Origin of the sequence: Amycolatopsis sp. 195334CR, assembly GCF_017309385.1 — a bacterium.
GTDB lineage: Bacteria > Actinomycetota > Actinomycetes > Mycobacteriales > Pseudonocardiaceae > Amycolatopsis.
Genome location: NZ_JAFJMJ010000001.1, coordinates 3,012,691 through 3,031,933, shown reverse-complemented (window position 1 = coordinate 3,031,933; position 19,243 = coordinate 3,012,691). Strand labels below are relative to the sequence as shown.

The 19,243-nt window shown below is 69.2% G+C and carries 18 protein-coding genes; 8 read left to right on the top strand and 10 right to left on the bottom strand.

Annotated elements, in window-relative coordinates; genetic code table 11:
* Window positions 1-43: 43 nt before the first annotated feature.
* From JYK18_RS14890 to JYK18_RS14865, 6 genes are read left to right on the top strand one after another with little or no spacing between them, the layout of a single operon-like run.
* On the top strand, window positions 44-610 hold the full coding sequence (locus JYK18_RS14890) for a YbaB/EbfC family nucleoid-associated protein (protein ID WP_206802637.1): 567 nt from the start codon (window positions 44-46) through the stop codon (window positions 608-610).
* Entirely contained in the window at window positions 607-930 is a 324-nt protein-coding gene (locus JYK18_RS14885) for a hypothetical protein (protein WP_206802636.1), read from the top strand. The genes JYK18_RS14890 and JYK18_RS14885 overlap by 4 nt, the downstream gene beginning before the upstream one ends.
* Window positions 930-1,979, top strand: coding sequence for a WXG100 family type VII secretion target (locus JYK18_RS14880; protein WP_206802635.1), 1,050 nt, complete (start codon window positions 930-932; stop codon window positions 1,977-1,979). Before JYK18_RS14885 ends, JYK18_RS14880 begins: the two co-directional genes overlap by 1 nt.
* Entirely contained in the window at window positions 1,972-3,279 is a 1,308-nt protein-coding gene (locus JYK18_RS14875) for a hypothetical protein (protein WP_206802634.1), read from the top strand. The genes JYK18_RS14880 and JYK18_RS14875 overlap by 8 nt, the downstream gene beginning before the upstream one ends.
* Complete coding sequence (locus JYK18_RS14870; protein WP_206802633.1) at window positions 3,279-3,590, top strand: hypothetical protein; 312 nt, start codon at window positions 3,279-3,281, stop codon at window positions 3,588-3,590. Before JYK18_RS14875 ends, JYK18_RS14870 begins: the two co-directional genes overlap by 1 nt.
* Window positions 3,587-4,720 (top strand): hypothetical protein, encoded by a 1,134-nt coding sequence (locus JYK18_RS14865; protein ID WP_206802632.1) that lies wholly within the window; start codon window positions 3,587-3,589, stop codon window positions 4,718-4,720. Before JYK18_RS14870 ends, JYK18_RS14865 begins: the two co-directional genes overlap by 4 nt.
* A gap of 52 nt (window positions 4,721-4,772) precedes the next feature.
* On the opposite strand, the gene JYK18_RS14860 is transcribed toward JYK18_RS14865, so the two are convergent.
* Window positions 4,773-5,675: a hypothetical protein gene (locus tag JYK18_RS14860; RefSeq protein ID WP_206802631.1), complete on the bottom strand. Its 903-nt coding sequence runs from the start codon at window positions 5,673-5,675 to the stop codon at window positions 4,773-4,775.
* Between the two features lie 116 nt (window positions 5,676-5,791).
* Here JYK18_RS14860 and JYK18_RS14855 point away from each other — a divergent pair, with 116 nt between their 5' ends.
* Both JYK18_RS14855 and JYK18_RS14850 read left to right on the top strand, forming a co-directional pair.
* On the top strand, window positions 5,792-6,373 hold the full coding sequence (locus JYK18_RS14855) for a sigma-70 family RNA polymerase sigma factor (RefSeq protein WP_206802630.1): 582 nt from the start codon (window positions 5,792-5,794) through the stop codon (window positions 6,371-6,373).
* Window positions 6,366-7,415 carry a CU044_5270 family protein gene (locus JYK18_RS14850; protein ID WP_206802629.1) on the top strand — a complete coding sequence of 350 codons (1,050 nt, stop codon included), beginning with the start codon at window positions 6,366-6,368 and terminating at the stop codon, window positions 7,413-7,415. Before JYK18_RS14855 ends, JYK18_RS14850 begins: the two co-directional genes overlap by 8 nt.
* 62 nt (window positions 7,416-7,477) lie before the next feature.
* On the opposite strand, the gene nuoN is transcribed toward JYK18_RS14850, so the two are convergent.
* Genes nuoN through nuoF form a run of 9 tightly spaced genes read right to left on the bottom strand, consistent with a single transcriptional unit; the run spans window position 7,478 to window position 19,242 of the window.
* Window positions 7,478-9,046, bottom strand: coding sequence for an NADH-quinone oxidoreductase subunit NuoN (nuoN, locus tag JYK18_RS14845; RefSeq protein WP_206802628.1), 1,569 nt, complete (start codon window positions 9,044-9,046; stop codon window positions 7,478-7,480).
* A complete protein-coding gene (locus JYK18_RS14840; protein ID WP_206802627.1) occupies window positions 9,046-10,596 on the bottom strand; it encodes an NADH-quinone oxidoreductase subunit M in 1,551 nt (516 codons plus the stop codon). The genes nuoN and JYK18_RS14840 overlap by 1 nt, the downstream gene beginning before the upstream one ends.
* Entirely contained in the window at window positions 10,593-12,488 is a 1,896-nt protein-coding gene (gene nuoL / locus JYK18_RS14835; protein WP_206802626.1) for an NADH-quinone oxidoreductase subunit L, read from the bottom strand. The genes JYK18_RS14840 and nuoL overlap by 4 nt, the downstream gene beginning before the upstream one ends.
* Window positions 12,489-12,498: 10 nt before the next feature.
* The gene (gene nuoK, locus JYK18_RS14830) at window positions 12,499-12,798 is read right to left on the bottom strand and encodes an NADH-quinone oxidoreductase subunit NuoK (protein ID WP_113695753.1); all 300 of its coding nucleotides are present in this window, start codon (window positions 12,796-12,798) and stop codon (window positions 12,499-12,501) included.
* Entirely contained in the window at window positions 12,795-13,661 is an 867-nt protein-coding gene (locus JYK18_RS14825) for an NADH-quinone oxidoreductase subunit J (protein ID WP_206802625.1), read from the bottom strand. The genes nuoK and JYK18_RS14825 overlap by 4 nt, the downstream gene beginning before the upstream one ends.
* Window positions 13,658-14,185, bottom strand: coding sequence for an NADH-quinone oxidoreductase subunit NuoI (gene nuoI / locus JYK18_RS14820; RefSeq protein WP_113695751.1), 528 nt, complete (start codon window positions 14,183-14,185; stop codon window positions 13,658-13,660). Before nuoI ends, JYK18_RS14825 begins: the two co-directional genes overlap by 4 nt.
* Window positions 14,172-15,488 carry an NADH-quinone oxidoreductase subunit NuoH gene (gene nuoH, locus JYK18_RS14815; protein ID WP_206804242.1) on the bottom strand — a complete coding sequence of 439 codons (1,317 nt, stop codon included), beginning with the start codon at window positions 15,486-15,488 and terminating at the stop codon, window positions 14,172-14,174. Before nuoH ends, nuoI begins: the two co-directional genes overlap by 14 nt.
* Before the next feature lie 11 nt (window positions 15,489-15,499).
* The gene (locus JYK18_RS14810; protein WP_206802624.1) at window positions 15,500-17,965 is read right to left on the bottom strand and encodes an NADH-quinone oxidoreductase subunit G; all 2,466 of its coding nucleotides are present in this window, start codon (window positions 17,963-17,965) and stop codon (window positions 15,500-15,502) included.
* Entirely contained in the window at window positions 17,962-19,242 is a 1,281-nt protein-coding gene (gene nuoF / locus JYK18_RS14805) for an NADH-quinone oxidoreductase subunit NuoF (protein WP_206802623.1), read from the bottom strand. Before nuoF ends, JYK18_RS14810 begins: the two co-directional genes overlap by 4 nt.
* Between the last annotated feature and the right edge of the window lies 1 nt (window position 19,243).

Genomic DNA, 19,243 nt, shown 5'->3' with positions numbered 1-19,243 from the left:
CGGTCTCCGGACGACTACGGACGTGAACAGGGGAGGTTCGCGCGTGACGAGCCCTGACCAGCTCTTCGCCGATTTCGAGGCCAAACTCGCGGAAACGCAGCGCAAAGCGGAACAGATGCGCGCGGAGATCGAGACGGTGTCGGTCAGCGAACGCAGCAAGGACGGCCAGATCAAGGTCACCGTCAACCACGCCGGCAACCTCACCGGCCTGGAGATCGGGCCGATCGCGCGGGCCAAGGCGGACCTGGACCAGCAGATCATGCGCACCATGCAGGCCGCGCAGAGCAAGCTCGCCGAGGCGATGCGGGGCGGCGTGCCGTCGATCGCGGGCACCGAAACCATGGCGGAGCTGATCGAACAGCTGAACGCCGCCTACCCGGAGCCGGAGCCCACCGACTACGTCGAGGGCGGCTACGCCCCGACCGACGAAGGCAGCCGCTTCGTCGCGGAGCACGAGAGCCCGGCGCCCGCGCCGGCCGCCACGCCGCCCCCTCCCGCGGCCCCGGCCCCGGAGCGCCGCCCGCGCCCGGCCCGCCCCACCGAAGACGCCCACGACGACGACTACTTCTCCGGCAACGACTTCCTCACCGACGAAGGCGACCGCCGATGAGCGGCGCGGTGGGCGGGGACCAGGGCTTCAACGCCGACCCGGACGAGATCGACGCCCACGCCAAGCGAGTCGGCGAGGTGCAGGCGCAGCTCGACACCGCGGTGGACGCCGCGAATCAACGGATGGGCGACGAGGCGTTCGGCTTGCTCGGTATCCCCTTGTCGTTCTTGTGCAACGACTCCATGGAAGACCTGCGCGCGGCCCTCCAGTCCGCCGCCGAGTCGAGCCGGCTCCACGTCGACAACGTCCGCAAGTGGGCCGAGGTCAAGCGCGTCGATGAGGAGAGCATCGGCTCGCTGCTCAAGAAGGTGGGTGAGTAATGGGGCAGCCACAGGGCGAGAACTCGATCATCGCCGCCGCCAAGGCGAACACCGAGGCGGGGAAGACCCCGGTCAAGAGCGCGCTGCAGGGCGCGGGCCTGGTCCAGGACATCGCCGGCGGGCGCGAGCAGCTCGCGCAGGGCGACTGGACCGAAGGGCTCCTCAGCCTGGCCGCGGGCGGCCTGGACGCCGGGATGAAGATCAAGGACATCCAGGGCGGGGGCAACCCGGTCGAGATGCTGATCAGCATGGGCCTCGGCTGGGTCGTCGAGCACCTCTCCCCGATGAAGGACTGGCTGGACCAGCTCACCGGCAACCAGGACGAACTCGATCTGACCGTCCAGACCTGGGCCGAGATCAGCAAGCAGGTGCAGGCCACCGCCGAAGAACTCAACGCGACCGTCCAGCAGGACTGCGCGACCTGGACCGGCACCTCCGCCGACCGCTATCGCGAGTACATCCAGCGCAGGCTGGACACACTGGTCCAGCTCTCGGACGACGCCAAGTCGTGCGCGGGCCTGATCGACGTGGCCAAGACGGTGCTCGCGGTGGTGCGGAACCTGATCCGCGACCTGATCACCGACGTCTGCGCCAAACTGATCTTCATCCTCTTCCGGTACCCCCCGCCCGCGTACCCCGCCGCGCTGGCCGCCGAGGGCATGCCGGTGGTCGTGTCCAAGTCGCAGGAGGGCCTGAGCCTGCTGCAGAAGCTCTCCCGGGTGTGGCAGCGGTTCCGGGAGCTGCTCGCCGGCATGCGCGCCCGCTTGTCGGAGGTGGTCAAGACCTTTGCCGCGGAGAGCGGCGAAATCTTCGGCCGCAAGAGCCTCCAGAACCGGGCCGTCACCGAGGTCTTCAAGGAAAGCGGCAAGAAGGTCTTCGGCGAGGTGGGCAAGGGCACCACCGCCGGGATCACCGGCAGCACCAAGCACGACGACCAGGCGGCCTCCGGTGAAACACTGGAGAAGCGCGAGCACGACGAGAAGATGACCAGGGTGTTCCCGGCCAGGAATCCGGAAACCACGCAGACCTGGACGGGGAGAATTGACTGACCGGCTGGTCATCGACAAGGCCGCTCGATTCACCCGGCGCCGATGGAATCTCGCGCTGGGGTCGATCGCGTTCGGGGCCGCGGTTGCGGTCGGTACGCTCAGGCGGGGTTTCGGGCTCGAAGGGCTGCAGTTGGCCGGGCTCTTCGCCATTTCCGGTTTGTTGTTGCTCGGCTGGATGGTCTACACCAAGATCCGGAAGAAGCGGGTGCTCGTCCTCGATGGTCGGTCCGTCGAACTCCGCGCGGTCGACGGCTCCGGTTGGCTGATCGCCCGGACGGAGATCGAACGCCTGGTGTTGCGGCGAGTCAAGCAGGCCAACGATCGCCGCGAACTCCCGATGTACGGGTATGAACTCAGGCTCAGGCTCCGGCCGGATGCCAAGCTGGGCAAGCAGAACGGGCTCGTCGCCACCAAACGCGGTCCCGTGCAGACCACTCCGGACCGCTTCACCGAGGCGGAGGCCTGGCGGATCCAGGAGTTCGCCCGCGACCGCCTCGGGGTCCCGGTCACCGCCAGCCGGGTGGCCCCCACCGTGCGCGGCCAGGTGGCCACGAGCATCCCGGCGCCGCCCACCGGCAAAACCGGCCACCGCCGACCGATCGCCGTCTACCCGGCCGGCGTGCGCGCCCTTTTCCGCACGGTTTACGCGACCAGGCAGCCTTCCCGGGTGTACCGGGTTTTCTCCAGCGTGCTGGGGTGGATCTCGTTCGTCACGCTGTTGGTTCAATTCTCGGTTGTCGAACTCGCCGAGCACACCGAACTCTTTTTGGGCGTTCTCGCTCTCCTCATCGGCAGTGTGGTGGCTTATTGCCTCGTCGCCCAGCTCGATTTCCGGGACGAGGCGAGGCAGCGGCGCGCCACCGAACTGGTGATCAGCGAACACGGTCTGCGCTGGCGGTTCCACAAACCGGCTCAGTACCAAGAACACCCGCTCCCGTACCGGCTGGAGCTCCGCTGGCCCGAAGTGCGCTCCATCCAGGTGACCAACCAGATCTGGCGCGGGCGAACCGTGCGCACGGTGGAGATCGTGCCCGGTGACGACGAGTTCGCGAAGCGTCATCCGGAGATGGGGCACCTTTGGGAGACGGGTTTGGAGCTGGGCCCCGCGGTGCCACCGTCGACGGGTTCGTACCGGCTGCAAACCGATTTCGAGAGCGCGGCGGTACGCCAGTTGACCGCGGCCATCGAGGCGCACCAGCCCGGCGTCCTCCACCTCGCCACCGAACACGTCCCCACCGAAAGCGCCCACCACAACGAGTTTTCCGGCAATCACTTCCGCACCTACGAAAGCGAGTGGTGATGACCAAGGACATCGAGGCCGATCCCGAAGAACTGCGGCACCACGCCACGAACGTGGAGAACCTGCAGAACGAGCTGTCGGCCGCGCTGGGCGCGATCACCCAGGTGACCGACCCCGACGCCTTCGGCTTGCTCGGCCGTCCGCTGGCGATGGTCTGCGCGAACTTCATCGACGAGACGACCAACCAGCTGCGCACCGCGGCCGAGACCACCGGGGACCACGTGCGGAAGGTGCGGGACTGGGCGACGCGCACCGATGACAACGAGGAGTCGATCAAGCAGCTCTTCGCCACCATCGGGGAGCCGAAGTGACCGAAGAGCACGAGCCGATGACCACCAAGGGGCTTCTCGACGGTGTCCAGGGAGACATCGAGAAGAACAAGTTCCGGATCGCCGGTCTCGACCTCGAGGGTGCGGGGCTGCTCCAGGACATCGCCGACGGCTGCACGAAGTGCGGCAACGGGGAGTGGACCGAGGGCCTGCTCGACATCGGTGTCGGCCTGGGCGCCGATGGGCTGGGCCTGCTGAAGAACCCCGTCGAAGCGTTGCTCGGCATGGGGTTCGGCTGGGTCATCGAGCACCTGTCCCCGTTGAAGGACCTGCTCGACTGGTTCGTCGGCAACCAGGACCAGCTCGGGTTGGCCGTGAACGCGTGGGCCAAGGTCTCCGACGGGGTCCAGGCCGCCGCGGAGCACTTCACCGCGAAGGTGATGGAGGACAGCGCCACCTGGTGGGGTGTCGGCGCCGAGCAGTACCGGAAGTACGCCCAGCAACGCGTCGACATCCTCCACGCGCTCTCGGACTCGGCCCGTACCGTGGCCACCGCGATCGAGACCAGCAAGTCGATCCTGAAGGTGGTCCGCGACATCATCCGCGGCATCCTCGCCGACACCGCGGCCAAGGTCATGATCATTCTCTGCCGCACCCCGCCGCCGGGTTATCCCATGGCGGTGGCGACCGAGGTCGCGCCCACCGTCGCGCAGCAGTCGAGCAAGGCCATGTCGTGGACGCAGCGGCTGGTCAAGGCCTTCCAGAACCTGCAGCGGTTGCTGGCCGACCTGATGGGCAGGCTGGGCGGCCTCGGCAGGCTGCTGACGAACGCGGGCCGGGGAGCGGGTGCCCACGGCAGCGTGCTCAAGAACGCCACCAAGCAGGCGTACGGCGAGGTGCGCCAGGATCTGCCCAAACGTGTCCGTACGGAGATCCTCAAGGAAGCCGCCAAGACCATCGGCGGCAACACCGTCAAGCACGAAGCTTCGGATGGCGAAACCGAGGCGGATGGCCAAGCCCGCTGGCACGAGTCGGACGCCAAAGAGCAGAGCGACAAGCACAAGACCCAGATCTACGACACGCGGCCGGAGTACGACGTGCCGGAGACGGCCCAGCCCGTGAGGCCGTTCGAGACCAAGGGGGCCAACAAGATCACCGGGTCGATCGACTGAGCCAGGCACCTCTCGGTACTGAGCAGGCTCGCGAAAGTGCAGACGCTCATGGCTATTCGAGCAACGGGAGCAAGGCCCTGACCACCTCGGTGACCCGCTTGGACGCGGTGGCGTAGCCGACCGACTCCGGGTGGTCGCTCAGCACGACGACGATGTACCGGTCGTTTTCCCCGACCAAACCCGTCGTGTGCAGTTGGCGTTTGGGGCGGCAGCACGCCCAGCCCTGCTTCACCGCCCACGGGGTGGTCCCGGCGGCGTCGGGGATGCCGAAGTGCTGGGCGAAGCCGTCGGAACCGTGGGGGGTGGTGGCTCGCAGGCCGCGGAGGATCGGTGCGCGGGAGGCGTCCGGGGCGCGGCTGAGCAGGTACCGGTAGATCCGCGCGACGTCCGCCGCCGTGGTGGTGGTGTCGCCCCAGCGGCCTGGGTCTTCCGGCGGCCGGGTATCGGCGAGCTGCATGCGTTTCGCCCAGCGGGTGACGAGGGCGCCACCGCCGGATTCCGACCAGAGCCGGCTGGCGATCTCGTCGTCGCTGCGGGCGATCATTCTTTCCACTGTGGACGGTGAAGCCGCGCCGCTTTCCAGTGCGTCCAGTGCGATGAGGAGCTTCACCAGTGACGCCGAGGTGAACTTGGCGGTGCTGCGGTGGTCAGCCAGGGTTTTCGCGGACTCCCGGTCGTAGACGACCACGCCGAGCTTGGCGTCCGGGGCGGCGGCGGTGACGTCCGCGGCGGACGGGGCGGGGTCTTCCGGAGGAGGCGCCGGGGAAACGGCGGGCGGATCAGGCACGACCGAAGCGGGCGCGGCCGGACCGGGCCCGGCCGAAACGCCCGAGGCAGCCGCCGCTTCCGCCGGTGGGGCCACCGCCCGGGGCACCGTCGCGCCCGGCACCACCGCGATCGCGACCGCCGCCCCGGCCAGCAAGCCCACCAGCACCACCGATCCACCTGCTTTCATGCCCGTTGTCCGGCAATCCACCGGAGAGCGTTCGCGAAAACCCGACCATTTGTGACGTGGATCACCGACGACCCCAACCAGCGGGACGCCGGAACGGGCACCGGTCAACCAGTAGCGTGGCCAGAATCAGCGAACCCCGGGCTCCCGCGGCCGACCGTCCGGCACTGGACGGCCCGGCGGCCTTCGAGCAGCTCTTCGACACCTACGCCCGGCCCCTGCGCGGCTACCTCGCGGGCCGCGTCGGTGAGCACGCGGCCGACGACCTGGTGGCCGAGACCTTCCTGATCGCCTGGCGCAAGCGCGCGGTCTACGACCCGGAACTGGCTCCGATCCGCGGCTGGCTCTACGGCATCGCCACCAACCTCGTGCGCACCCACGTGCGCCAGGAGATCCGCGGGCTGCGCGCCACCGCCCGCGCCCACCGCGGTCGCGAACACACCGGCGAAGGCCACGACGCACTGGTCGCCGACCGCGTCGACGCGCAGCGCCGGATGCGGCTGCTGGCCGGTGCCCTCGCCAAACTCACCGAGCAGGAACGCGATGTACTGCTACTCACCTCATGGGCCGGGCTGGAACCCGTCGAAGTCGCCACCGCGCTCGGCCTCCCGGCGAGCACCGTGCGCTCGCGCCTGCACCGCCTCCGCCACCGCCTGCAGACCCTGCTCACCCAGTTCCCCCAGGAGGACGCCGATGAGTGACCAGCGCGAACTCGACGAGGCACTGGCCATGCTGCACCAGCGGGAGCGGACCGCCGCGCCGGACCTGGACGCCCTCCGCGCCCGGGTACTGGCGGGACCCCAGCACGAGCGGAAGAAGCGCTGGCTCCTCCCGGTGGCCGCGGCCGCCGTGGTGCTCGCGGGCGTCACCGCCGTGCAGGTGACCAGGGAAGCACCGGAGGAGGCCCCGCCCGCGGCGCCCCCGGCGTCCGGCGTCCCGCTGCTGGAGCACGCCGCGAAGACCAACGCCGACGCCCGGTGGCGGAACGAGGGCACGTACCTGCACGTGGTCACCCGGGGCACGCGGGACCGAACGCTCGTCTACGGCAACATCGCGGACGACGACGTCGTCGACAGCGCGCCGAACTCCGGCTACACCGAGGTCTACGAGCAACGCGTCGAATCCTGGGTACCGCTCGTGCCGGACCTGATGTGGCGGGAGAAGCGCAGCAGTGAAGGCGAAACGCGGTGGGTGGGTGGCAACGATCTCAGCCGGATCAAACCGGCGACGCCGTGGTTGAAGGACGGCGACTGGACGGCCCCGTGCGGCAACTACTTCCCCGCGGAGAAGCCGAAAACCGCCTGCGGTGGCGCGAACGACCCCGCCAGCCCGAGCTTCTACGCGACCGTGCCGACCGAACCGGCGGAGATCCTCAGCTGGTTGCGGAAGCGCAGCAACGCGCCCCTCGACTCGGGCGCGGTGTTCGCCGAAGGGGTCGAGCTGATGTCGTCCGGCGTGATGCCGAAGGAGCGCTACGCCAACTGGTACCGCGCGCTGGCGATGATCGACGGGGTCCGCGACTACGGCGACGTGACGCTGCCCGACGGCAAGGTGGGCGCGGCGCTGGGCGTGCCGTCCGAACGTGAGCGGCGGGAGCTGGTGATCGACCGCAACGACGGCCGCTTCCTCGGTGAACGCCGGATCGCCGGGCCGAGGCCGAAGCAGTCGTGGATCCCGGAGGGCACCGTGGTGGGCCTCATCTCGGTCACCTCGGAACAGATCCCCCGCCCCGACGGCCTCTGAATGCTATGAGTGGGGCATTACTTGCAATCAACGCAAGTAATGCCCCACTCATAGCAATCGGTTCAGCTGGCGAAGCCGCCGGCGCTGGCCCAGTCGAGGGCGAAGGCCGGGATGATGCCGAGGACCAGGGTGACGATCACGCCGAGGGTGATGGCCACCGTGGTGAAGGTGCCCGGCACGGTCACCGTCGGCCCCTCCGGTGACGGCTCCGAGAAGTACATCAGCACCACGACGCGCAGGTAGAAGAACGCCGCCACCGCGCTGGCCACCAGCGCGATCACCACCAGCGGCGCCATGCCGTCGGTCAGCGCGGCCTCGAACACCACGAACTTGCCGATGAACCCACTGGTCAGCGGGATCCCGGCGAGCGCGAGCAGCAGGAAGGTGAACACCCCGGCCAGCACCGGCGACCGCTTGGCCAGCCCGGCCCACGCCGACAGGTGCGTTGCCTCGCCGTTCGAGTCGCGCACCAGGCTGACCACGCCGAACGCGGCCAGCGTGGTGAAGCCGTAGGCCAGCAGGTAGAACAGCGTGCCCGACAGGCCCTGCTCGGTCATCGCGATCGCACCCACCAGGAGGAAGCCCGCGTGCGCGATCGAGGAGTAGGCGATCATCCGCTTGACGTCGGTCTGGGTCAGCCCGAGCACCGCGCCCAGCACCATCGACACGATCGCCACGCCCCACAGCACGCCGCGCCATTCCCAGCTGGTCGACTCGAAGCCGACGGTCAGCACGCGCAGGATGGCGCCGAACGCGGCGACCTTGGTGCAGGCCGCCATGAACGCGGTGACCGGGGTCGGCGCGCCCTGGTAGACGTCCGGGGTCCAGGTGTGGAACGGGCCGACCGAACCCTTGAACAGCAGGCCGACCATGAGCAGGCCGAGGCCGGCGAACAGCAGCGTGTCCGAGCGGTTGGTGCCCGCGGTGGCGTTCGCGATGTCGGCCAGCTTCACCGAGTTCGCGTAGCCGTAGAGCAGCGCCAGCCCGTACAGGAAGAACGCGCTGGAGAAGGCACCCAGCAGGAAGTACTTGACCGCCGCCTCCTGCGAGATGAGGCGGCGACGGCGGGCCAGTCCGCACATCAGGTACAGCGGCAGCGACAGCACTTCCAGCGCGATGAACATGGTCAGCAGGTCGTTCGCCGCGGTGAAGACCATCATGCCGCCGAGCGCGAACAGCGTCAGCGGGAAGACCTCGGTCTGCATGCCGGTGGACCCGACCTGCGCGCGGTCCTGGAAGGTGCCCGGCCGGATCGCCGCCTGCGCGACGAAGGCGCCGCCCGGCTCGACCGAGCGGTCCGCGATCAGCAGCACCGCGCCGATCGCCAGCGCCAGCAGCGTGCCCCAGAGGAACAACGCCGGCTTGTCGATCGAGAGCGAGCCGGTCAGCGTGGTCACACCGCGCTCCGGCGAGTCGCCGACGTAGACCACCAGCGCGATCCCGGCCGCCACGATGGCCAGCAGGGACAGGATGACCTGCGCCGACCACCGCTGGTGCTTGATCAGGAACGCCTCGAACAGCACGCTGACGCACGCCGCGCCGAGAATGATCAGGATCGGCAGGATCGCCGCGTAGTCGATCGCCGGGGCGGAGATCTTGCCCGGATCCTGGGCCAGGAATACCTCGAGCATCAGTTGCCTTCCTGCACGGCGGACATCGTGGCTTCCACCGAAGGAGTAATCGTGTCCAGGACCGGCTTCGGGTAGAAGCCGAGCCCGATGATCAGCACCACCATCGGCGCCAGCACGCCGATCTCCACTTTGGACAGGTCGCGGATCGCCTTCTTGGCCCCGACCTCGGGCGCCACCGCGGTACCCGGGCCACCGCCCGCGCCGATCAGCGCGTCACCGCGCACCGGGCCCTGGAAGATCCGCTGGTACAGCCAGAGCACGTAGGCCGCGGCGAGCACCAGGCCCAGCGTGGCCACGATGGTGAACACCGGCCGGGTGTCGAAGGACCCCAGCAGCACCAGGAACTCGCTGATGAACGAGTTCGTGCCCGGCAGGGACAGGGTGGACAGACCGGCGATGAAGAACAGCCCGCCGAGCACCGGGGTCACCTTGGCCATGCCGCCGTAGTCGGCGATCCGGGTGGACCCGCCGCGGGCGATCACCATGCCGATCACCAGGATCAGCATGCCGGTGGCCAGGCTGTGGTTGAGCATGTACGACACCGAACCGACCTGAGCTTGCTCGGTGAAGGCGAAGATGCCCAGCGCGATGAAGCCGAAGTGGGCGATGGACACGTAGGCGATGAACCGCTTCATGTCCGACTGCCCGGCGGCCAGCATCGAGCCGTAGACCACACCGGCCACGGCCAGGGTGAGCACCAGCGGTGCGAGCGCCTGGCTGGCGTCGGGGAACATCGGGATGCAGTAGCGCAGGAAGCCGAACGTGCCGACCTTGTCCAGCACGCCGACCAGCAGCACGGCCACGCCGATCGGCGCCTGCCCGGCCGCGTCCGGCAGCCAGGTGTGCAGCGGCACCAGCGGCGCCTTGATCGCGAAGGCCAGGAAGAAGCCGAGGAACAGCCAGATCTGCGTACCGGTCGGCGCGTCCCGCACCACCGAGACCAGCGTGGCCCAGTCGAAGGTGCCCTGGCCCAGCTCGTCCGACGCCATCGAGTAGGCGCCGATCGCCGAGGCCAGCATGATCAGGCCGCCGAGGAACGAGTACAGGAAGAACTTGACCGCCGCGTACTGCCGGTTCGGGCCGCCGTAGCCGCCGATCAGGAAGTACATCGGGATCAGCATGATCTCGAACAGCACGTAGAACAGGAACACGTCGGTGGCCGCGAAGACCGCGATGGTCAGCGACTGCTGCACCAGGATCAGCGCGAAGTAGCCACCCGCGCTGCGCCCCTTCGGCAGCTTGTCGATGGCCGCGGTGCCGCCGATGATCAGCGGCACCAGCAACGCGATCACCGCGATCATCACCAGCGCGATGCCGTCCATGCCGAAGGAGATGTGGATGCCGAAGTTCGGGATCCAGTCCATCGAGGACGCCTGCTGGATGCGCTCGCCGCGCGGCTCGTAACCGAGCCACAGCGGGATGATCAGCAGCAGCTCGACCACCGAGACGGCCAGCGCGGTGAGCGTGGCGACCCGGTCGTTCGAGCGCAGCGCGGTGACCGTGATCGCCCCGGCCAGCGGCAGCAGGATGAGGACTAGCAACAGGGTCATGAGAACCTCACCAGCAGGAGCGCGGCGATGACGACGAACGAACCGCCGAGCATGGACAGCGCGTAGGAGCGGACGAATCCGGTCTGCAGCCGGCGCAGGCGACCGGAGCCGCCGCCCAGGCTCGCGGCCAGGCCGTTGACCGCGCCGTCCACACCCCGGTTGTCCAGGAACACGGCGAACCGGGTGAGCCAGATGCCCGGCCGGGCGACCAGCGTCTCGTTCAGCGCGTTGCCGTACAGGTCCTTGCGGGCCGCGCGGACCGGGAAGGACACCCGCTCCGGCCGCTCGACCGGGGTGTCGCGGCGGAAGATCAGGTAGGCGGCCAGCGCGCCGAGCGCGGACAGGCCAACCACCAGGAACGGGATGAGGCCGTGCGGCAGCGCGGTGTGCTCGGCCTCCCGCAGCTCACCCAGCGCCGGCGTGAGCCATTCGACCAGCGCGTCGCCGGTGGTGAACAGGAAGCCCGCGGCCACCGAGCCGACCGCCAGGATGATCATCGGCACGGTCATCACCGGGGGCGACTCGTGCGGGTGGAAGTCGCGGCCATCGCTGGACTTGATCTCCTTCCAGCGCTGCTTGCCGAAGAAGGTGAGCATCACCAGCCGGGTCATGTAGAACGCGGTGAGCGCCGCACCCAGGGTGGCCGCGCCACCGAAGACCCAGCCCTGCCAGCCGGGCGCGCCGAAGGCCGCTTCGATGATCGCGTCCTTCGAGTAGAAGCCCGACAGGAACGGGAAGCCGATCAGCGCGAGGTAACCGAGGCCGAAGGTGGCGAAGGTGATCGGCATCTTGCGCCACAGCCCGCCGAACTTCCGCATGTCCACCTCGTCGTTCATGCCGTGCATGACCGAACCGGCGCCGAGGAAGAGCCCCGCCTTGAAGAAACCGTGGGTGAGCAGGTGCATGATGCCCAGCGCGTAACCGAACGGGCCGAGCCCGACCGCCAGCATCATGTAGCCGATCTGGCTCACCGTGGAGTAGGCGAGCACCTTCTTGATGTCGTCGTAGGCGCAGCCGATGACGCACCCGATCAGCAGCGTGACCACGCCGACCAGGGTGACCACCAGCCGACCGGACTCGGTGGCGTTGAAGATCTCGCCGGAGCGGGCGACCAGGTAGACGCCCGCGGTGACCATGGTCGCGGCGTGGATGAGCGCGGAAACCGGGGTCGGGCCCTCCATCGCGTCCGGCAGCCAGGCCTGGAGCGGGAACTGACCGGACTTGCCGCACGCCCCGAGCAGCAGCAGGATCGCGATCGCGGTGACCACGCCCGGCGGGATCTGGTCCACCGCGGCGAAGACCTCGGCGTAGCCGGTGCTGCCGACGTACTTGAACATCAGGAAGATCGCCAGCGCCAGCCCGACGTCACCGACGCGGTTCATCAGGAACGCCTTCTTCGCCGCGGTGGCCGCGGACGGGCGGTCCTGGTACCAGCCGATCAGCAGGTACGAGGCGAGGCCGACGCCCTCCCAGCCGAGGTACAGCGTGACGAAGCTGTTGCCCAGCACCAGGATCAGCATCGAGGCGACGAACAGGTTCAGGTAGCCGAAGAACCGCCGCCTGCCGCGGTCGTCGTGCATGTAACCCACCGAGTAGAAGTGGATCAGCATGCCCACCCCGGTGATCAGCAGCACGAAGGTCATCGACAGCGGATCCATCCGCAGCCCGAAGTCCACCTGCAGCTCGTTGACCGGGATCCACGAGAACAGCTTGACGTCGCTGGGCGTGTCGAAGCTGTTCGCGAAGAACAGCACCAGACCGTACACAAAGGACAGTGCGACGGTGGCCGTACCGAGCAGGTGCCCCCACGCGTCGGTGCGCTTGCCCCCGACCAGCAGGATCAGCGCGCCGAGCGCCGGGAAGGCGACCAGCAGCCACGATGATGCGATCACTCTATGACCCCTAGTACTTCAGCAGGTTCGTGTCGTCGACCGAGGCCGACCGGCGGGTGCGGAAGATCGACATGATGATCGCCAGCCCGACCACCACTTCGGCGGCGGCCACGACCATCACGAAGAACGCCATCACCTGGCCGTCGAGATTGCCGTTGATCCTGGCGAAGGTGACCAGCGTGAGGTTCACCGCGTTGAGCATCAGCTCGATGCACATGAACACCACGATCGCGTTGCGGCGCACCAGCACCCCGACCGCACCGATGGAGAACAGCAGCGCGGAGAGCAGGAGGTAGTTCGTCGGCGTCATTTCGCTTCGCCTTCGTCCTTTTCTTCCTTGCCACCGACCAGTGCGTGCGCGTCGGGGCCGGGCTCGTCGCCGGCGACCTGCTTGCGCTCGCTCTCGAAGTGCGAGGCGGTGGTGGACTCGATGATCTCCGACAGCGACTCGGGCGCCACCGAACCGTCCGGCAGCAGCGCGGGGGTGGCCACCGAGTTGGCGGTGGCGAACACCCCGGGGCCGGGCAGCGGCGAAGGCCGGGCGTGCTCACCGCGGAAGCGGGCCACCACCAGTTCCTTCTGCGACTTCTTGCCGCCCTTGCCGTGCCGGTCGGAGAAGGCCAGCACCATCGCGCCCATCGCCGCGGTGATCAGCAGCGCCGAGGTCAGCTCGAACGGGAAGAGGTACTCGGTGAAGATCTTGCGGCCGAGGCCGCCCGCCGCACCGCCCTGCGGGCTGGCCGGGTCGACCAGCGGAGCCGGGGTGACGTCGGCCAGCGACCGGGCCAGCGCGGCGGCGAACAGCCCGGCCATGCCGATGCCGAGCAGCGCGGCGGCGAGCCGCTGCCCGCGCAGCACCTCCACCACCGAGTCCGAGGAGTCGCGGCCGACCAGCATCAGCACGAACAGGAACAGCATCATGATCGCGCCGGTGTAGACGATGATCTGGGTGAAGCCGAGGAACGGCGCCTGCTGGACCATGTAGAGCACACCGAGCGAGAGCATGGTCAGCACCAGCCACAGCGCGGAGTGCACCGCGTTGCGGGCGAAGATCATGCCGAGCGCACCGGCCACCGCGAGCGGGGCCAGCACCCAGAAGGCGATGGTCTCCCCGGTGGTTACCGGCACCGCCTCCGGCAGCGGCGGAGCCTGCGCGAGCAGCGCGGTGATCATGACGCGCTCCCTTGCTCACGAGCCAGCTGCGGCCCGTTCACGTAGTAGTCCTGCTCGTTTTCGCCGAGCCGCATCGGGTGCGGCGGTTGCTCCATGCCGGGCAGCAGCGGGGCGAGCAGGTCCTCCTTGGTGTAGATCAGCCGCTGGCGGTCGTCGTCGGCCAGCTCGTAGAAGTTGATCATCGTCAGGGACCGGGTCGGGCAGGCCTCGACGCACAGGCCGCAGCCGATGCAGCGCAGGTAGTTGATCTGGTAGTCCGCGCCGTACCGCTCGCCGGGCGAGTAGCGCTCCTCCTCGGTGTTGTCACCACCCTCGACGAAGATCGCGTCGGCCGGGCAGGCCCAGGCGCACAGCTCGCAGCCGACGCACTTCTCCAGCCCGTCCGGGTGCCGGTTGAGCTGGTGGCGCCCGTGGTAGCGCGGCGCCGCCGGCGCCCCGGCCTCCGGGTACTCCTCGGTGGCCACCTTCTTGAACATCATCGAGAAGGTGACGCCGAAGCCCTTGATGGGATCAAACATCCCCATCGGTGTTCTCCCTTCCGGCGGAGACCGCGGCGGGCTGCTTCTTCGACACCCGTGCCTTGGCCTTGAGCGCCCGTTGGCGCGGGGTGGTCTCGGGGACCTTGAGATCGAGCGGGGGCAGCGGGTAGTCGCTGCCGGTGACCGGCACGCTGTCGGCGTCGCGCAACTGCTTCTCCGGCACCATGAACGCGATCACCACGAGCACCAGGAGCACCACCGCGCCGACCGCGATCCACACCCCCAGCGGCACCTCGTCGGTGCCGCGGATGGCCCGGATGGTGGCGATCATGACGATCCACACCAGGTTCAGCGGGACCAGCACCTTCCAGCCCAAGCGCATGAACTGGTCGTAGCGGTACCGGGGCAGCGTGCCGCGCAGCCAGATGAATCCGAACAGCAGCACGAACATCTTGGCCATGAACCAGATGACCGGCAGCCAGCCGCTGTTCAGCGCGTGGTCGGCGCCGACGAACGGGAACATCCAGCCGCCGAGGAACAACGTGGTGGCGAACGCCGAGACGATCACCATGTTCACGTACTCGGCGAGGAAGAACATGGCGAACTTCATCGAGCTGTACTCGGTGTGGAAGCCGCCGACCAGCTCGGATTCGGCCTCCGGCAGGTCGAACGGCGCGCGGTTGGTCTCGCCGACCATGGAGATCAGGTAGATCACGAAGCTCGGCAGCAGCAGGTAGAAGTACCAGCCCGACTGCTGCGAGGCGACGATGTCGCTGGTGGACATCGACTGCGCGTACAGGATCACGCCGACGATCGACAGGCCCATCGCGATCTCGTAGGAGATCACCTGCGCCGCCGAGCGCAGCCCGCCGAGCAGGGGGTATGGCGAACCGGACGACCAGCCCGCCAGCACGATGCCGTACACGCCGATCGAGGAGCAGGCGAGGATCACCAGCACGCCGACCGGCAGGTCGACCAGCTGCAGCAGGGTCCGCTCACCGAAGATCGAGACCTCCGGGCCGAACGGGATCGCCGAGAGCCCGACCAGCGCGGGGACCGCGGACAGCACCGGCGCCAGGAAGTACACCTTGCGGTCGGCGGTGTCCGGGATGATCTGTTCCTTGAACGGCAGCTTCAGCGCGTCCGCGAGCGACTGCAGGTACCCGCCGGGGCCGACGCGGTTGGGGCCGGGCCGGTTCTGCATCCGGCCGACCGCCTTGCGCTCCCAGACGATCAGGAAGATCGTCAGGATCGGGCCGATCAGCAGGATGACCACGGCCTTGATCAGCACCAGCCACCACGGGTCGTCGGCCAGGATCTCCGCGCGGGTCATTTCCTGGGCCTGCATCAGGAACGGGGTCACCGCTCACCTCCAGCGATCGAGACCACCGAGCCGTGCCCGGCCGCGAGCGCGGCGCGGACCTGGGAGCCTTCGGAGTTGCCCGGCAGCCAGACCACGCCGTCGGGCAGGTCGGCGACCACCACCGGCAGCGTGATGGCGCCGCGCTCGGTCGACACGGTCACCGTCTCCATGCCGTTCGCGGTCGCCTCGGACAGCCGGGCCACCACCGGGCGGGCGGTGCCCGCCAGGTGCGGTTCGCCGTCCTGCAGCGAGGCCTTGTCCAGCAGCTGCCGCCAGGTCGCCAGCACCGCCTGGCCGGCACCGGGCTTCGGGGCGGCGGGGGCCGCGACCTCGGGGGCCTGGCCACCGCGCCGGGTGGCCAGCCGGGCCAGGTCGCCGGCCGCGGCGGCCGGGGTCTGGGTGAACAGGTCGGCGTCCATCTCGACCGCGAGCGTGTCGAGCACGCGGCAGTCGGGCAGCGCGCCGGTGCCCTCCAGGGTCACGGTGAACTCGCGGCGGCGGCCTTCCCAGTTGAGGAAGGAGCCGGACTTCTCCACCGCGGGGGCGATCGGCAGCACCACGTCGGCGTGCGCGGTGACCGCGCTCTCGCGCAGTTCCAGGCTGACCACGAAGCCCACGTTGGCCAGTGCGCGGGCGGCCAGGTCCGGGTCGGGCAGGTCGGCCGGGTCGAGCCCGCCGACCAGCAGCCCGTCGAGCTGACCACCGGACGCGGCTTCGAGGATGCCGGTCAGGTCGCGGCCGGGTTCGGCGGGCAGTTCGCCCACGCCCCAGGCCTCCGCCACTTCGGCGCGGTCCTCGGCGCTGGCCACCGACCGGCCACCGGGCAGCAGCGTCGGCAGCGCGCCGACCTCCACGCCACCGCGTTCCCCGGCGCGGCGCGGGATCCACGCCAGCCGGGCCCCGGTGCGGGCGGTCAGCCGCAGCAGTGCGGAGAACAGGCCGGGCACCTCGGCGGCGCGCTCGCCGACGAGCACCACTCCGCCCGCGGCCAGTGCCTCGTCGAGGTCCGGCGCGTGCTGGGCGAGCGCGTCGATCGCGGCCGCCTCACCACCGGGCACGCAGGCGAGCAGCTCACCGAAGGTCTTGCGCACCGACGGCGTGGTCCACTGTCCCAAGTGGACGATCTTGGCCTTCTTCGTGCGGGCCGCCTTGCGCAGCCGCAGGAAGACGATCGGCGCCTCCTCCTCCGGCTCGAAGGCCACGCACAGCACGGTCGGCGCGTTCTCGATGGCCGAGAAGGTCACCCCGGTCTCCGGGGTGGTGCCGACCACGTGCGCGGTGAGGAAGTCCAGCTCCTCCGCCGAGTGCGCCCGCGCGCGGTAGTCGATGTCGTTGGTGCGCAGGGCGATCCGGGCGAACTTCGAGTACGCGTAGGCGTCCTCGACGGTCAGCCTGCCGCCGGGCAGCACCGCCGCGCCCTTGCCGTCGCGGGCCTTGGCCAGGCCGTCGGCGGCCGCGCGCAGCGCGTCGGTCCAGGAGGTTTCCTCCAGCTCACCGGTCTGCGCGTTGCGCACCATCGGGCGGCGGAGGCGGTCCTCGGCGCCGGCGTACCGGAACGCGAACCGGCCCTTGTCGCAGATCCACTCCTCGTTGACCTGCGGGTCGTCCCCGGCCAGCTTCCGCATCACCTTGCCGCGGCGGAAGTCCGTGCGCTCGGCGCAGCCCGACGAGCAGTGCTCGCACACGCTCGGCGAGGACACCAGGTCGAACGGCCGCGACCGGAACCGGTAGGCCGCACTGGTCAGCGCGCCCACCGGGCAGATCTGGATGGTGTTGCCGGAGAAGTAGCTCTGGAACGGCTGCCCGCTGGTCGTGCGCGAGGCCATGTCCAGCACGTCGGCCGTTTCCGCGGTGCCGATCTGCTGGTGCGCCCCGCGTTCGAGCAGCTCGATGAACGGGTCACCGGCGATCTGCGCGGAGAACCGGGTGCAGCGCTGGCAGAGCACGCAGCGCTCGCGGTCGAGCAGCACCTGGCTGGAGATCGGCAGCGGCTTCGGGAAGGTCCGCTTGGTGTCGACGAACCGCGACTCCGCGCGGCCGTGCGCCAGCGCCTGGTTCTGCAGCGGGCACTCGCCACCCTTGTCGCAGATCGGGCAGTCCAGCGGGTGGTTGATCAGCAGCAGCTCCATCACGCCCTGCTGCGCCTTGTCCGCCACCGGCGAGGTCAGCTGGGTCTTGACCACCATGCCGTCGGCCACCGTCATCGTGCACGAGGCCTGCGGCTTCGGCATCGGGCGGCCGTTCATCTCCACCTCGACCAGGCACTGGCGGCAGGCGCCCGCCGGGTCGAGCAGCGGGTGGTCGCAGAAGCGCGGGATCGAGGTGCCGAGCCGCTCCGCGGTCCGGATGATCAGCTCGCCCTTGGGCGCGATCACCTCTTCACCGTCGATGATCAGTTTGACGTGGCCTTCGGGGACGGGCGTCTCTTCCGTCGACGAGGGCTTGTCGGGTGCGATGGTCATGCCTGCGCTCCCACCAGCTCGCGCTTGTTGCTCTCACACAGGGCCAGGAACTCGTCCCGGAAGTACTTGATGCCACTGGTGATCGGGCTGACCGCACCGTCACCGAGCGCGCAGAAGGAGCGGCCGAGGATGTTGTCGCAGACGTCGAGCAGGGTGTCGATGTCGGCCTCGGTGCCCTTGCCCTCGACCATGCGCTCGAGGATCTGCGCCAGCCAGTAGGTGCCCTCACGGCACGGCGTGCACTTGCCGCACGACTCGTGCTCGTAGAACTGGGTCCACTTCATCACGGCCCACGGCACGGAAACCGTCTCGTTGAACACCATCACCGCGGTGGTGCCGAGCATCGAGCCCGCCTCGGCGGCGCCCTCGAAGTCCAGCGGGGTGTCCAGGTGCTCCGCGGTGAACATCGGCGTGGACGAACCACCCGGCGTCCAGAACTTCAGCGGGATGCCGTCCTTCATGCCGCCGGCCATGTCCAGCAGCTGGCGCAGCGTGGTGCCGAGCGGGCACTCGTACTGGCCGGGGTTGGTCACGTGGCCGGAGATCGAGTAGATCTTCGGGCCGGGCGACTTCTCGCTGCCCATCTTGCGGAACCAGTCGGCCCCGGCGTTGACGATGTAGGGCGCGCTGGCGATGGTCTCCACGTTGTTCACCGTGGTCGGCGCGGCGTAGAGACCGGCGGCCGCGGGGAACGGCGGCTTGAGCCGCGGCTGGCCGCGACGGCCCTCCAGCGAGTCGAGCAGCGCGGTTTCCTCACCGCAGATGTAGGCACCGGCGCCCGCGTGCACGGTGATGTCGAGGTCGAACCCGCTGCCGACGATGTCCTTGCCGAGGTACCCGGCTTCGTAGGCCTCGCGCACGGCCGCGTTGAGGCGGCGGATGCAGTGCAGCGCCTCACCGCGGACGTAGATGAAGCAGTGGTGCGAGCGCATCGCGTACGAGGCGATCACGCAGCCCTCGATCAGCGAGTGCGGGTCCGCCATCATCAGCGGGATGTCCTTGCAGGTACCCGGTTCGCCCTCGTCGGCGTTGATCACCAGGTAGTGCGGCTTGTCCTCGTTGGGCGGCATGAACGACCACTTCACGCCGGCCGGGAAGCCGGCCCCGCCGCGGCCGCGCAGGCCCGCGTTCTTGATCAGGGTGACCAGCTGCTCCGGCGTACCGGCCAGCGCCTTGCGCAGCGCGGTGTAGCCCTCGAGGCGCTCGTAGGTGGCCAGCCGCCAGGAATCCGGCGAGAGCCAGCGCTTGGTGAGGACCGGGGTAATGGGGTCAGCCATC

Bases quoted from the DNA above. Each gene is read 5' to 3' on its own strand.
- JYK18_RS14885 (WP_206802636.1), top strand. From the start codon at position 607: ATGAGCGGCGCGGTGGGCGGGGACCAGGGCTTCAACGCCGACCCGGAC.
- JYK18_RS14880 (WP_206802635.1), top strand. From the start codon at position 930: ATGGGGCAGCCACAGGGCGAGAACTCGATCATCGCCGCCGCCAAGGCG.
- JYK18_RS14870 (WP_206802633.1), top strand. From the start codon at position 3,279: ATGACCAAGGACATCGAGGCCGATCCCGAAGAACTGCGGCACCACGCC.
- JYK18_RS14860 (WP_206802631.1), bottom strand. From the start codon at position 5,675: ATGAAAGCAGGTGGATCGGTGGTGCTGGTGGGCTTGCTGGCCGGGGCG.
- JYK18_RS14850 (WP_206802629.1), top strand. From the start codon at position 6,366: ATGAGTGACCAGCGCGAACTCGACGAGGCACTGGCCATGCTGCACCAG.
- nuoN (WP_206802628.1), bottom strand. From the start codon at position 9,046: ATGCTCGAGGTATTCCTGGCCCAGGATCCGGGCAAGATCTCCGCCCCG.
- JYK18_RS14840 (WP_206802627.1), bottom strand. From the start codon at position 10,596: ATGACCCTGTTGCTAGTCCTCATCCTGCTGCCGCTGGCCGGGGCGATC.
- nuoK (WP_113695753.1), bottom strand. From the start codon at position 12,798: ATGACGCCGACGAACTACCTCCTGCTCTCCGCGCTGCTGTTCTCCATC.
- JYK18_RS14825 (WP_206802625.1), bottom strand. From the start codon at position 13,661: ATGATCACCGCGCTGCTCGCGCAGGCTCCGCCGCTGCCGGAGGCGGTG.
- nuoI (WP_113695751.1), bottom strand. From the start codon at position 14,185: ATGGGGATGTTTGATCCCATCAAGGGCTTCGGCGTCACCTTCTCGATG.
- nuoH (WP_206804242.1), bottom strand. From the start codon at position 15,488: ATGCAGGCCCAGGAAATGACCCGCGCGGAGATCCTGGCCGACGACCCG.
- JYK18_RS14810 (WP_206802624.1), bottom strand. From the start codon at position 17,965: ATGACCATCGCACCCGACAAGCCCTCGTCGACGGAAGAGACGCCCGTC.
- nuoF (WP_206802623.1), bottom strand. From the start codon at position 19,242: ATGGCTGACCCCATTACCCCGGTCCTCACCAAGCGCTGGCTCTCGCCG.